Genomic DNA, 11,948 nt, shown 5'->3' with positions numbered 1-11,948 from the left:
CTCCACGGCTACTGGCCGCCATCGCTACCGAGACCCCCGAGAGGCGCTCGCCGCGCGATGATCTTGCGGTGGCTGATCCGCCACCCCTGGTCGCCGTGCGAGATGACGTCGTCGTAGGTCGCGCTTCCGCAGGTGCCGCCCGCCATGATGGAGATCGCCTTGGACCGGGCGCGCACCTTGCCGTCGGCGAGTTCGGTGAGCACGACGTTGGTCACGTGATGGCCCACGGGGTTTCGCGCGCCCAGCGTGAGCGCGGCGTCCAGAATCGCCGCCACGCCCTCCAGCGATCCGACGCCGTAGTCAGTGGCGTCGTAGACGACGTCGGGGGTGAACAGCTCGTCCAGCCGATCCAACTCGCCGTTGTCGAACAGGTGCCCGTGCAGGGAGATCAGCTCTGTGATGGCCGCGCGGTCGTCGGCGCTCAGTGTCATGCCGGTCAGACTAAGTGGGGAAGTCCCCATTTAGCAACCGACGCCGCTTCGCTGATTCCGCTAGCTCGCGCACCCGATCCTGAACGACCTGTTTGAGAGGTACGGCCACACGGACCACGACTTACGGCTTACGGCTTACGGTGCGGTTCCTTCGGTGATCCATCGGGCGAAGAGATCGACCTGCTCGGCGGACCAGGCACCGTCGCACGGCATGGTGCCCTGGCGGAGCCGGTGCAGGATCGCGTCGGCGTGCTGGGCGACGTCCTCCCGCGACCACAGGTCGAAGGCGAAACTCATCGATTTGCGGTCCACCTCCCGGAACAGCGGCTTGACGTGGTCGGCGAAACCGACCGGCTCACCAGGCGCCGGAAGCCGCACCCGCGCCGGTCGCGCGGGTGGTGCCAGGGCAGAGGCGCGGGAGCCGGGCTTGGCCTCGCACACCCCCCACCATTGGGGCACCGGCATGTGCGGCGGCGGCGTGGCGCCTCGCCCAGGAGGCGGGCGCCAGCCGCCCGGCCCTGTATCGCAGGTGGCCGGGCAAGGCCGAACTCGCCGCCGCCCCGCTGGCCAGAGCGGACCGCGGTCCTCGTCTGGCACGCCCTCGGCGGCCACTGACCGCCACGTACGTTCGGATCCCCTACCTCGGCCCGGCCATGGAGAAGCGCACCGGCATGTGCTTGATGCCGTTGATGAAATCCGACCGCATCCTCTTGACCGGCCCCGCGTGCTCCGCCTCGGGGAAGCGGCGCAGCAGCTCCCTGATCATGCAGTTGATCTGCAGCCGGGCCAGGTTGGCGCCCAGGCAGAAGTGCGGGCCGCCGCCGCCGAACGTCATGTGGTCGTTGGGGCTGCGGCGGATGTCGAAGGTGTACGGGTCGGCGAAGACGTCCTCGTCATGGTTGCCGGACATGTAGAACGTCACCACCTTCTCCCCTTCGGCGATCTTCTGGCCGCGGAGTTCGGTGTCTCGCGTGGCCGTGCGCCGGAAGTTGTGGATCGAGGAGCCCCAGCGCAGGAACTCCTCGGTGGCGCTGCGCCACAGGGCCTCGTCGTCGAGGCCGGCCGCCAGGTCGCGGTAGCTGTCCGGGTGGAGGATGAGGGCGTTCATGGCGTGGGCGATGAGGTTGCGGGTGGTCTCGTTCCCGGCGACGCAGAGGATCACGAAGAAGGAGTCGATCTCTTCCCTGGTCAGCCGGTCGCCGTCGACCTCCCCCTCCACCAGCGCGGTGAGGATGTCGTCACGCGGGTTGCGGCGGCGGTCGTCGACCAGGCCGTCGCAGTAGGAGAAGATCTCGGCCCCGGCGATCTCGCCGTCCTCGGGCGTCGTGCGGAAGTCGGGATCCTGGAAGCCGACCATGCGGTTGGACCACTCGAAGATCAGGTGGTGGTCCTCCTCGGGTACGCCGATCAGGTCGCAGATCATCTGCAGCGGCAGGTATTCGGCCACGTCGGTCACGAACTCGACCTCGCCGTCCCGCTCCCGTACGGCTTCCGCGATCTTCTCGGCGCGCCGTTGGATGGTGCCCCGCAGCCGGGCGATCGTCCTGGGCGTGAAGCCCGCGCTCACCAGCCGGCGGTAGCGGGTCTGCTTGGGCGGGTCCATGTTCAGCAGCATCATGCTGGCGATCTCGATGAACTCCGGCGTCTGGGTACGGATGAACGCGGTCCCGATCTCGGTCGACCAGGTCTGTACGTCCCGGCTGATCGCCTTTATGTCCTGATATTTCGTGACGGCCCAGAAGCCGGTGTCGTCGGGGACGTCGTGCCAGTGGACGGGCGCGTTCCGGCGCAGGTAGGCGAACTGGTCGTGCGGAACTTCGCGTTCCCACGTTTCTTCGAGCAGGTTGATCCGCATGGGCTCCCTTTCGGCGCGAGAATCTAGGAGTCGAGCAGGTCGAGCGGTCGGGACGGCCCGGGGCCCGGGACGTCGAAGGACTCAGGGGTCGGGCAGTCCGAGCAGGTCGCGCAGGCTCTCCACGACGGCGCGCTCCTCGACCGCGGCGGGATCGAGCCGGTGCTGGACCGCGCAGCCGATCAGCACCCCGAGCACGGCCGTGGCCGTCCGCTCCGGCGATCGGCGCAGCGGCACGCCCGCCGTCTCGGCCCAGTCGGACAGCCCGCCGGCGAGCCGGGCACGGATGTCGGCATAACGCCTGGCCAGTGGCTCGGCGATGACGGGATCGCGCGCGCCGTGCAGCCACAGCTCCAGCTCGAGCAGGAGCCATGACGCACCGCGATCCTCGTCCTTACGTGTCAGCGCTTCGAACAGGGCGGCCAGCCGCTCGTCGAGTTCGGTGACCTCCTCGAACCCGGCGAGCAGCTCGGCCGCGGTCTGGTCCTTCCACACCTCCAGCAGCGCGAGCAGCAGCCCTTCCTTGCCGCCGAAGTGGTTGTACAGCGCGCCGGTCGTGCGATCGGCCGCATCGGCCACCGCCTCGGCGGACACCGCGTGGAACCCCTTGCGGGCGAACAGGTCAGCGGCCGCGTCGATCAGCCGGGCCCGGGTCTCGGCTCGCCGCTGATCCTGGGTACGCGCCACTGGGGTGCTCCCGTCTGATATCGGGTCTACTACATATGTTTACCTCTCGATATATATGCCCGAACGAGCGCTAGGTCAACTGCCGGGCGGGCTCGGTCGCCGGCTTCTTGCGCGGGCTGAACAGCAGACAGGACAGGACAGCGACCACCAGGACCACGGCGCACATCACGAGGGTGGTCTGCATGGCGTGGACGAAGCCGGTGGCGAACGTGTCGGCGGTGACGCGTTCGTACAGGCTCCTCGTGGCGGGGCTCAGGCCACCGGGCGGCATGGGCGGGCTGTAGTCGTGCGCGGCGGTGGCGCTGTCGTCGATGAACTGGGCGCGCAGGTACTCCGGCAGCTGACCGGCGCGCTTCTCGGCCTCGTCACGCAGGGTCGAGGAGAGGCGGGCCGACAGCAGGACGCCCAGCACGGCGGTGCCGAGAACGCCACCGATCTGCCGGGTGGTGCTGGACACGCCGGAGGCCGCCCCGGCCAGCCGGGGATCGACACCGTCCATGGTGGCCTGCAGCAGGGGTACGAACGTGGCACCGCCGGCGATTCCGATGATGGTCAAGCCGGGTTGCAGGCTCCACGCGCCGCCGGCGGGTCCCGCCATGGCGACCAGCACCAGCAGTCCGACGGCCAGCAGCGTCAGGCCGGCCGTGAGGATGTACTTGCCGCCGAACCTGTCCGACAGCCGCCCGGCATACGCCGAGCCGACCGCGGTGAGCACGGCGCTCGGCAGCACCACCAGTCCGGTCTCCAGCGCCGAATACCCCCGCGCCATCTGCAGGTACAGCACCACCACGAACATGATGCCGATCATGCCGAGCTGGAAGACGAACCCGACCCAGTTACCGACCGCGAAGTTGCGCGCGCCGAACAGGGCCGGCGGCATCAGGGGCTCGTCCCGCTGCCGGTGCTGCCACAGGACGAACACCACCAGCGACGCGACGCCCGCGACGATCGCCGAGGCGATGCTGATCGGCCCGGTGATGGTGCCCCAGCCGTAGCGTTCCCCCTCGATCAGGCCGAACACGATGCCGCTCAGCCCGGCGGTGGCCAGTGCGACGCCGACCAGGTCGAGCCGGTGCTGACGGCCCGCGCGCATGGGCGGCGCGAAGGCCAGCGCCAGCACGGCGGTGATGATCCCGATCGGGACGTTGATGAAGAAGATCCAGCGCCAGTTGAGATGGGCGAGCAGGAAGCCGCCGATGACCGGTCCGACGATCGGGGCGAAGCCGACGATCGACCCGAACAGCCCGAACGCGCGGCCGCGCAGCCGTGGCGGGAAGATCGTCAGGATCGACGAGATGACCTGCGGGAACAGCAGCGCCCCGCCCAGTCCCTGCAGCAGCCGGGCGGCCAGCAGCTGCGGCGATGAGTCGGCCAGCCCGCACAGCGCCGAGGCGATGGTGAAGGTGCTGATGCCGATCACGTACAGCCGGCGGTATCCGAAGATGTCCCCCAGTCGCCCGGTGGTGATCAGCAGCACCGAGAAGACGAGCAGGTAGCCGTCGATGACCCACAGCACCTGGTCGTAGGAGGCGTCGATGCCATGGATCAGTGTGGGGATGGCGACGTTGACGATGGATCCGTCGAGCAACGACATGAAGAAGCCGACGCACATGATCGCGAGAACCAGCCACGGACGCCGCGTGACCGGTTGTTCGGTGGATTTGATTTCCGGCATTCCGGAGACCTCTCTGAGGGCAACCGTCTGCTGGGTGATGACACGCGCCACTGATGCCAGAACGGCGCAAACCTCGGAGGAGACCAGAAGGGCCGCCGCGCGTCGCCACCATGCAGAACACCCTTGTCCAGGATGTGGTGAGCGACTTCCACCTTCCCCGTGTCATCGGGACCCGGGTGAAGCTGGTAAGCGGGGCGGAAAGCCCAACGGTGAGAAGTCGGCTCGTAGCTTAGCGCCGCGCGTGGCGGATCTTCAACCGTCCTGTCCCCATGGCCCCGGAGATCCGGATTCGCGGCCCGCCGGGGCGTACGCGTCGCCGGGTCTTGTAGAGCGGGGCCTTCCACCCGGCGCGCAAGCCCTCGACGTCGACGAGCGCGTCGCGAGGCACCGTGATCTCGGCACTGCCGGTGCCGAGGTGCAACTCGATGTCGACCACCGGGTGGTCGATGATCGCCCGGGACAGGTCCAGACGCACCCTTCCGAGTGCGGTCTCAACCTTGAGGGTCCGAGGTACGCGCCATGCGCCGCGCCGCTGGATCCGTCCGCTGACGGCGGCGATCGTGGTCGTGGTGCCCGCGTCCTCCTCCGGGAGCGAGGCCAGAGCCGGCCCGAGTTCGCTGTGCGTGTTGGCGGTGAGCACCTGGTGGAGGCGTTCGTCCAGTTCCTCGTACGAGAGGTGCCCTTCGGCGTACGCCTCCTGAAGGCGCCGCACGGCCGTGTCGCGGTCGTCTTCGCTGACCACGATCGGATCCATGGTCCCTCCATTGGGTACTTCGTACGCAGTTGCGATGGCCAGGCTAAGTCACTGGGTACTATGTACGCAAGTTGGGGGTGGAACGGTGAGCGACGCCGAGTACGTCAACATCTGGATGCGGCCCGAGCGCCCGGCCCGCGGGCCGAAGCCGGCCTACAGCCGCGCCCAGATCACCGAGGCGGCGATCCGGATCGCCGACGCCGAGGGGCTGGAGGCCGCCACCATGCGGCGGATCGCCGCCGACATCGGCGCGGGCGCGATGTCCCTCTACCGCTACGTCCCCAGCCGCGATGACCTGATCGAGCTCGTAGCCGACCGGCTGCAGGGCGAGATCGACGTCGAGGGCATGCCCTCCGGCGACTGGCGCGCGGACCTGACCCGCTACGCCGACGGGATGCGCGCCATGTGGCTGCGACACCCGTGGATCGCCACCGTCCACCGGTCACTCCCCGGCTTCGGCCCCAACCAGCTGCGCCTGATCGAACGGGTGATGGGCGCCCTCGACGCCTACGTCTCCATCGACGAGAATCTCGGCCTCATGGCCATTCTGAACGGCTACATCGACAGCGCCGTCCGCGACGAGGTCAGCTGGGCCGAGGAGGTGCGCCGCAGCGGGCTCACCGAGCCGCAGTGGCTGGCGCGGACCTACCCGTACGTCGAGCAGCTGCTCAAGGGCGGCCAGTACCCGATCTTCACCAAGATCGCGACGCAGGCCCGCCAGACGCACCTGAGCCGTGACGAGCGGTTCCGGTACGGGCTGGAGCGCGTCCTCAACTGCATCGCGGCGGCCCTCCCGTCAACGGCCGAGCCTCCGAAGACGCGTCAGTAGTGGCTGGGCTCGATCATCATGTCGTCGTCTGGCCTGAGGCTGTGTCGATCACTTCGTCCAGGACGTCGCGCGAGCGGACCAAGTCGATGATCATCCGATTGATGCGGTCCCGTTCGGTGGCGAGCTCGGTGACCAGCCGTGGAGTGGCGATCTCGGACGGACCGCCGTCCGCGTCCCGCATGCAGGGCAGCAGTTGGGCGATCTTCTCGCTGTGCAGGCCCGCGACGAAGAGCTCCTGGATGCGCTGCGCGGCTCTGCTGGCGGCGCTTCCGCTCCTGCCCGCCGACCCGGCCCGAACCGTCGCGGCCGGAGACGGCACCGCTCAAGACGGCGCGGCTCAAGACGGCACCGCTCAAGACGGTGCCGCGGCACGGGGACGCCGCTTCGACCTGCCCGGGGCGCTGACCGCGACCGCCGGGATCACGCTGCTGGTGTTCGTCCTGGCGCAGGGCCCCGAGTGGGGCTGGACCTCTCCGTCCATCCTCGCCGCCTTCGGTCTCGGCGCCGCGCTGCTCGTGGCGTTCGCGGTGATCGAATCCCGTAGCCGTGATCCGCTCATGCCGCTGCGCATGTTCGCCAATCGCAGCCTGGTCGCGGCCATGGCGATCACGGCGGTGTTCGGGGCGGGCCTACCTGCCGCTGACGCTGCTCAACATCGTCGGCACCAAGGTCGCCGAGCGCCCGGTCACCCGCGCGGGCATGCGCGCCGCCCTGTCCACCGGCCTGCTGATCGGTACGGCCGGCATGATCCTGCTGGCCGTCGCCGTCTCCGCCCACTCCCCCTTCATCGCCGTGGTCGCCGCCCTAGCCCTCGGTCGCCGGCTTGTCCAGCTCGGCGAGCTCCCTGTCGGAGAGTGAGACTCGCGTGCCGGCGACGTTCTCGCGCAGGTGCGCCGGCGACGAGGTGCCAGGAATCAGCAGGATGTTCGGCGAGCGCCGCAGCAGCCAGGCCAGGGCGACAGCCTTCGGCGTCGTGTCCAGCCGGGTGGCCACGGTCGAGAGCGCCGCGGACTGGAGCGGGCTGAAGCCGCCGAGGGGAAAGAAGGGCACGTAGGCGATGCCCGCTTCGGCGAGCGTGTCGATCAGGTTGTCGTCTTGGCGATAGGCGAGGTTGTACATGTTCTGCACGCACACGATCGGCGCGATCGCCCGTGCCTCGGCGACCTGTTCCGCGGTCGCGTTGCTCACTCCGAGGTGCCGGATCAGGCCCTGCCGCTGGAGGTCGACGAGCGTCTCGAACGGCTCGGCGAGCGAGCCGGGTTGGGGTCCCTCGGCGTTGCCGAGCCGGAGGTTGACCAGGTCGAGCACCTCGAGGCCGAGGGTCTCCAGGTTCTCGTGGACGGAGCGGCGCAGCTCGTCGGGCTGTCGGGCCGGGGGCCAGCCGCCCTGCTGGTCCCGGATCGCGCCGACCTTGGTAACGATGTGCAGCGATTCGGGGTAGGGGTGCAGAGCTTCACGGATCAGCTGGTTGGTGACGTGCGGCCCGTAGGCGCCGCTGGTGTCGATGTGGGTGATTCCGAGGTCGACGGCCTCGCGGAGGACGGCGAGTGCGCTGTCGTGGTCGGCGGGCGGCCCCATGACCCCGGGGCCCGCGAGCTGCATGGCGCCGTAGCCGAACCGGGTGACGCTCAGGTCGCCCAGCGTCCAGGTGCCGCCAGGGAGTGAAGTGGAGAGAATCCTCATGCCTCTATATATGGGGATGTAACTTCCTGATAGGAAGTAGGCACCTCAAAGTGCGTAAGTCGCCCACGGGTGAGAGGAGCGGTCGATGGCAACCAAGACGGTGGCCCAGAAGAAGGCACAGGCCAAGGCGGAATATGACGCTTTCCTGGCGGCGTGTCCTAGCCGGCAAGCTGCTCGATCGCATCTCCGACAAGTGGGTCGCGCTGATCCTGGCCGCGCTGGGCAGCGACGGCCCGCATCCGTTCGGCGCCGACTGCACCGGTGGGCCCAGGTCGATGCGCTACTCGGAGCTGTCCCGCCTGCTGGCCGGCGTCAGCCAGAAGATGCTCACTCAGACGCTGCGCTCCTTGGAGCGTGACGGCCTCATCACCCGCACGGTGACGCCGACCGTGCCCGTCACGGTCACCTACGAGCTGACCGACCTCGGTCTCTCACTGCAGGAAATGATGCGCGGCCTCAAGTCCTGGGCCGAGGCGCACATGGACGATGTGCTCGCCAACCGCGCGACGTACGACACCCACGTCGCCTGAACCGAGGCCACGCCGCGAGCTACGTGAGCTCTCAGGCGTGGAAGCCGCGGCGGGCGGCTTCGATGTGACCGAAGTACTGGTGGGTCCAGTCGCAGATCAGGTCGACCGTCGCTCGCAAGGCTTGACCCGGCTCGGTAAGGGTGTACTCAACCCGTGGCGGCACAGTGGGGTGCACCTTTCGCTCCGCCAGGCCGTTGCGCTCCAGCATGCGCAGGTTCTGGGTGAGCATCTTGTGGCTGATGCCCTCGACCTCGTCCCGCAGCTCGCTGAAGCGCAGGGTGCGCTGGCCGAGGGCCTCGATGATCAGCAACGCCCACTTGTTGGCGACATCCGAGAAGATCTCCCGCGCGAGGGAGTCCGCGCGCCGCAGATCGGCTTCGTCGGACGAGTCGCTGAGCTGCTTGGTCACCATCTGGTTCCCCAGTCACTAAAAAGTTCGTTCTTCCATGTCAGCGCACACTCTCTTATGGTTTCTGAGTAACCGCAAGAGACCACAGGAAGGTCAACCAGTCTGTTGCCTTCGCGCTCAGCCGACCGAACGAAAGACTGATAGGAAATCTCATGACCGTCTCGCTCATCAACCCTGACAAGCATGTCCAAGTCCCGCTCTACCACCACGTCGCGGTGGCGACGGGTAGCAGGCAGGTCCACATCGCGGGACAGGTCGCCTGGGACGAGAACGGCGAACTCGTGGCACCGGGCGACCTCGCCGGACAGGTCGCCCAGGTCTACCGAAACGTCGCCAAGGCGCTCGACGCGGCAGGAGCGACGTTCCACGACGTCGTCCGCTTCACGTGGTACGCCGCGGGCTGGAAGAGAGAGATGTACGACGCCTTCGCCGCGGGAATCGACCAGGCGGCCCGCGAGTTCGATCTCGCTACGCCGCCCGCCGCGCTGATCGGGGTCGACGTCCTCTTCGAGCCCGGCATCCTCGTTGAAGCCGAGGTCACCGCGATCATCGACTAAGGCTTCGTCATCGCTCACCGGAATTTCCGGCCGGTCAGTACGGGGCGCGAATGGTCAGAGTTCAGTGGCGGACGAGACCAGCAGTACGCCTTCCGCGCGGCCGCCGGCTGGGGGGACACCGCCGTCATGCTCCCCTGGACGCTGCACACCTACTACGAGGACTTAGAGATCCTGCGGCGCCAGTATCCATCCATGTGCGCATGGGTAGACAGCATCGCCCGCATCGCGGCAGAGTCCTCGGGACTCGTGCGCCGATTCGGCCGACGCGCCGGCCACCTGGAGCGCTACGTCGTCGACACGGGAATGCACTTCGGAGAGTGGTTGCGGCCCGGTGAGAACATGGTCGCGCAGATGATGCGCAACAAAGTACGCCCGCCCGCAGAAGTCGCCACCGCTTATTTCGCTCACTCCTCCCGCCTTCTCGCGCGCGCCGCCCAACAGCTGGATCACCACAGCGACGCGGAGCTCGCGGAGCAAGCGCGAAGCGCCTACCGAGCCGCTTTCGTCCAGGAGGGCGGAGCTCGAATCGGCGCCGACAGGCAGGACGACTACGTCCGCGCTCTCGCGTTCGGCCTCCTCGAACCCGTCGAACAACCCCGCGCCGCCGCACGCCTGGCCGCGCTCATCGAGGAGAACGGCGGACACCTCGCGACGGGCTTTCTCAGCACACCGATGCTGTTGTCCGTATGTGCCTTCCTGTACCGCCGGCGAAACCGGAGCCGGGTCCGCTTATAGTGAGGCTAACCGGAGCCGAGTCCGGTTAATCCTGCGTGGAGGAACATAACATGATCACCATTGCCTTCGGACCGGCCACGACCGCTGAGGAAACCGTCGAGGGCGTCGACCTGTCCGCCAAGAAGGCCATCGTGACGGGAGCGTCGTCGGGGATCGGCGTGGAGACCGCGCGGGCGCTCGCCAAGGCCGGCGCCGACGTCACCCTCGCGGTCCGCGACACCGCCGCGGGCGAGAAGGTCGCCGCCGACATCGTGGCGTCCACCGGCAATGCGCGGGTACAGGTGGCCTTTATGGATCTATCGGTCCGCGACTCGATCGACGCCTTCGTCGCCTCATGGCGGGGACCGCTCGACATCCTGGTCGACAACGCCGGCATCATGGCCACCCCCGAGCGGCGTACCGCCGAGGGCTGGGAGATGCAGTTCGCCACCAATCATCTTGGCCATTTCGCCCTCACTACCGGACTGCACGACGCCCTCGCGGCCGCCGGGCGCGCGCGGGTCGTCGTCGTGAGCTCCGTGGGCCACCTCAATGGGGACATCATCTGGGACGACATCAACTTCGAGCGCCACCCGTACGACGAGTGGAAGGCTTACAGCCAATCCAAGACCGCGAACATCCTGTTCGCCGTCGAAGCCGCCAGGCGCTGGGCCGGCGACGGCATCACGGTCAACGCACTCAACCCCGGCCGTATCTGGAGCACCGGCCTGTCGCGGCACATGACCGCCCCACCGGCATCGTTCGAGCCCGAATCCAGCGACGGTGTGACGGTCAAGGACATCCCGCAGGGCGCGGCCACCTCGACCCTGCTGGCCGCCTCGCCGCTCGTCGAAGGCGTGACCGGACAGTACTTCGAGGACTGCCAACCAGCAGTCCCGCACACACCCGGACTCCGGCGCGGCTTCGCGGCCTACGCCGTCGACCCCGACGCCGCCGCCCGCCTCTGGCAGCTGTCCCTCGACATGATCGGCAAGGCATCCAGCTAAAGGACCTTGAGCAGCCGTTCGGCCAGGACGGCCGCCGACGCGGGGTTCTGCCCGGTGAACAGGTTGCGGTCCACCACCGTGTAAGGCTTCCACATCTCGCCCTTGGTGAAGTCGACGCCCAGGTCGATGAGCTCGTCCTCCAGCAACCAGCGGGCCTTCGAGGCGAGCCCGACCGCGTTCTCTTCCTCGTTGGTGAACGCGGTGATCTGGTAACCGGCGAAGGGCGACACGCCATGGATCCTGGTCGCCAGCATCGCGGCGGGGGCGTGACAGACGATCGCGAGGGGCTTGCCGGAGGCGAGCGCCGCGGTCAGCAGGCGGCCGGCGTCCGCGTCGATGTACAGGTCTTCCATGGGGCCGTGGCCGCCTGGGCAGTAGACGGCGTCGTAGTCCTCCAGGCGGGCGTCCGCCAAGTGGATCGGCCGCCGCATCACCTCCGCGGAACGGATGATCGCCTCCAGATCGAGAGCGATCTGCGCGCTCCCCGCCATCTCGGGGCGCAGGCTCATCATGTCCACGGTCGGGACCACCCCATTGGGGGTGGCGACCACGACCTCGTGGCCGGCCTCCGTGAGCGCCTTGTACGGGGCCGCGAACTCCTCGGCCCAGTAACCCGTCGCATGCCTGGTGCCGTCCTTGAGCGTCCAGTACGCCGTGCCGGTCATCACGAAAAGTAGCTTCGCCATCGGGCAACCGCCCCCCGTCTGCATCTGATGCGGTTGGCTCAGGCCCTCCCTCGAAGCAGCCTATGTCGAGTGTTGTCGAGGCCATGTGGCGGGGTGCACGCCGCGCCGCAGACGTCCCGTCGCCTACTCGACCG

The 11,948-nt window shown here is 68.3% G+C and carries 16 protein-coding genes and 1 pseudogene; 7 read left to right on the top strand and 10 right to left on the bottom strand.

Translation table 11 applies throughout. The features are described from left to right. Window positions 1-8 precede the first annotated feature (8 nt). Together ACGFJ2_RS54775 and ACGFJ2_RS54770 are read right to left on the bottom strand one after the other, a co-directional pair. On the bottom strand, window positions 9-431 hold the full coding sequence (locus ACGFJ2_RS54775) for a nuclear transport factor 2 family protein (RefSeq protein WP_357957018.1): 423 nt from the start codon (window positions 429-431) through the stop codon (window positions 9-11). Window positions 432-566: 135 nt separating this feature from the next. Then, entirely contained in the window at window positions 567-872 is a 306-nt protein-coding gene (locus ACGFJ2_RS54770; RefSeq protein ID WP_393482841.1) for a hypothetical protein, read from the bottom strand. On the opposite strand from ACGFJ2_RS54770, the pseudogene ACGFJ2_RS54765 reads away from it, so the two are divergent. Then, window positions 827-979 (top strand): annotated as a pseudogene (locus ACGFJ2_RS54765) (hypothetical protein); the annotation flags it as partial. The gene ACGFJ2_RS54770 and the pseudogene ACGFJ2_RS54765 overlap by 46 nt on opposite strands. 89 nt (window positions 980-1,068) lie before the next feature. Here ACGFJ2_RS54765 and ACGFJ2_RS54760 read toward each other — a convergent pair. The 4 genes from ACGFJ2_RS54760 to ACGFJ2_RS54745 form a co-directional block, all read right to left on the bottom strand. Then, entirely contained in the window at window positions 1,069-2,286 is a 1,218-nt protein-coding gene (locus ACGFJ2_RS54760; RefSeq protein ID WP_357957020.1) for a cytochrome P450, read from the bottom strand. Between the two features lie 81 nt (window positions 2,287-2,367). Beyond that, window positions 2,368-2,970, bottom strand: a complete 603-nt coding sequence (locus tag ACGFJ2_RS54755; RefSeq protein WP_358201715.1) for a TetR/AcrR family transcriptional regulator — start codon at window positions 2,968-2,970, stop codon at window positions 2,368-2,370. A 70-nt stretch (window positions 2,971-3,040) separates the two neighbouring features. Continuing rightward, window positions 3,041-4,645 (bottom strand): DHA2 family efflux MFS transporter permease subunit, encoded by a 1,605-nt coding sequence (locus tag ACGFJ2_RS54750; RefSeq protein WP_393482606.1) that lies wholly within the window; start codon window positions 4,643-4,645, stop codon window positions 3,041-3,043. A 229-nt stretch (window positions 4,646-4,874) separates the two neighbouring features. Then, window positions 4,875-5,399 carry a DUF1707 domain-containing protein gene (locus tag ACGFJ2_RS54745; protein WP_393482603.1) on the bottom strand — a complete coding sequence of 175 codons (525 nt, stop codon included), beginning with the start codon at window positions 5,397-5,399 and terminating at the stop codon, window positions 4,875-4,877. Window positions 5,400-5,484: 85 nt separating this feature from the next. Here ACGFJ2_RS54745 and ACGFJ2_RS54740 point away from each other — a divergent pair, with 85 nt between their 5' ends. Further along, window positions 5,485-6,228: a TetR/AcrR family transcriptional regulator gene (locus tag ACGFJ2_RS54740; protein ID WP_357957027.1), complete on the top strand. Its 744-nt coding sequence runs from the start codon at window positions 5,485-5,487 to the stop codon at window positions 6,226-6,228. A gap of 16 nt (window positions 6,229-6,244) precedes the next feature. On the opposite strand, the gene ACGFJ2_RS54735 is transcribed toward ACGFJ2_RS54740, so the two are convergent. Beyond that, window positions 6,245-6,547, bottom strand: coding sequence for a hypothetical protein (locus ACGFJ2_RS54735; RefSeq protein WP_393482599.1), 303 nt, complete (start codon window positions 6,545-6,547; stop codon window positions 6,245-6,247). A gap of 227 nt (window positions 6,548-6,774) precedes the next feature. Here ACGFJ2_RS54735 and ACGFJ2_RS54730 point away from each other — a divergent pair, with 227 nt between their 5' ends. After that, entirely contained in the window at window positions 6,775-7,086 is a 312-nt protein-coding gene (locus tag ACGFJ2_RS54730; protein ID WP_393482596.1) for a hypothetical protein, read from the top strand. Here ACGFJ2_RS54730 and ACGFJ2_RS54725 read toward each other — a convergent pair. Further along, window positions 7,033-7,911 (bottom strand): aldo/keto reductase family oxidoreductase, encoded by an 879-nt coding sequence (locus ACGFJ2_RS54725; RefSeq protein WP_393482593.1) that lies wholly within the window; start codon window positions 7,909-7,911, stop codon window positions 7,033-7,035. The genes ACGFJ2_RS54730 and ACGFJ2_RS54725 overlap by 54 nt on opposite strands. Before the next feature lie 134 nt (window positions 7,912-8,045). Here ACGFJ2_RS54725 and ACGFJ2_RS54720 point away from each other — a divergent pair, with 134 nt between their 5' ends. Then, complete coding sequence (locus tag ACGFJ2_RS54720) at window positions 8,046-8,441, top strand: winged helix-turn-helix transcriptional regulator (RefSeq protein WP_393482590.1); 396 nt, start codon at window positions 8,046-8,048, stop codon at window positions 8,439-8,441. Between the two features lie 31 nt (window positions 8,442-8,472). Here the strand turns inward: ACGFJ2_RS54720 and ACGFJ2_RS54715 are convergent, their stop codons facing one another. Further along, the gene (locus ACGFJ2_RS54715; protein ID WP_358201670.1) at window positions 8,473-8,853 is read right to left on the bottom strand and encodes a helix-turn-helix domain-containing protein; all 381 of its coding nucleotides are present in this window, start codon (window positions 8,851-8,853) and stop codon (window positions 8,473-8,475) included. 149 nt (window positions 8,854-9,002) lie between these two features. Between ACGFJ2_RS54715 and ACGFJ2_RS54710 the strand changes: the two genes are divergently transcribed. Genes ACGFJ2_RS54710 through ACGFJ2_RS54700 form a run of 3 tightly spaced genes read left to right on the top strand, consistent with a single transcriptional unit; the run spans window position 9,003 to window position 11,128 of the window. Then, on the top strand, window positions 9,003-9,407 hold the full coding sequence (locus tag ACGFJ2_RS54710) for a RidA family protein (RefSeq protein WP_393482587.1): 405 nt from the start codon (window positions 9,003-9,005) through the stop codon (window positions 9,405-9,407). A gap of 9 nt (window positions 9,408-9,416) precedes the next feature. After that, entirely contained in the window at window positions 9,417-10,142 is a 726-nt protein-coding gene (locus tag ACGFJ2_RS54705; protein WP_393482826.1) for a hypothetical protein, read from the top strand. Between the two features lie 50 nt (window positions 10,143-10,192). Next, window positions 10,193-11,128 carry an SDR family NAD(P)-dependent oxidoreductase gene (locus ACGFJ2_RS54700; RefSeq protein WP_393482584.1) on the top strand — a complete coding sequence of 312 codons (936 nt, stop codon included), beginning with the start codon at window positions 10,193-10,195 and terminating at the stop codon, window positions 11,126-11,128. Here the strand turns inward: ACGFJ2_RS54700 and ACGFJ2_RS54695 are convergent. Next, window positions 11,125-11,814 carry a type 1 glutamine amidotransferase domain-containing protein gene (locus ACGFJ2_RS54695; protein ID WP_357957040.1) on the bottom strand — a complete coding sequence of 230 codons (690 nt, stop codon included), beginning with the start codon at window positions 11,812-11,814 and terminating at the stop codon, window positions 11,125-11,127. The two genes, ACGFJ2_RS54700 and ACGFJ2_RS54695, sit on opposite strands and share 4 nt — an antisense overlap. Window positions 11,815-11,948: the final 134 nt, after the last annotated feature.

This window comes from Nonomuraea sp. NPDC049028 (assembly GCF_043197735.1).
Classification (GTDB): Bacteria; Actinomycetota; Actinomycetes; order Streptosporangiales; family Streptosporangiaceae; genus Nonomuraea.
Note: the sequence above shows the minus strand (reverse complement) of the source record. Positions and strands in the feature narration are given on the sequence as shown.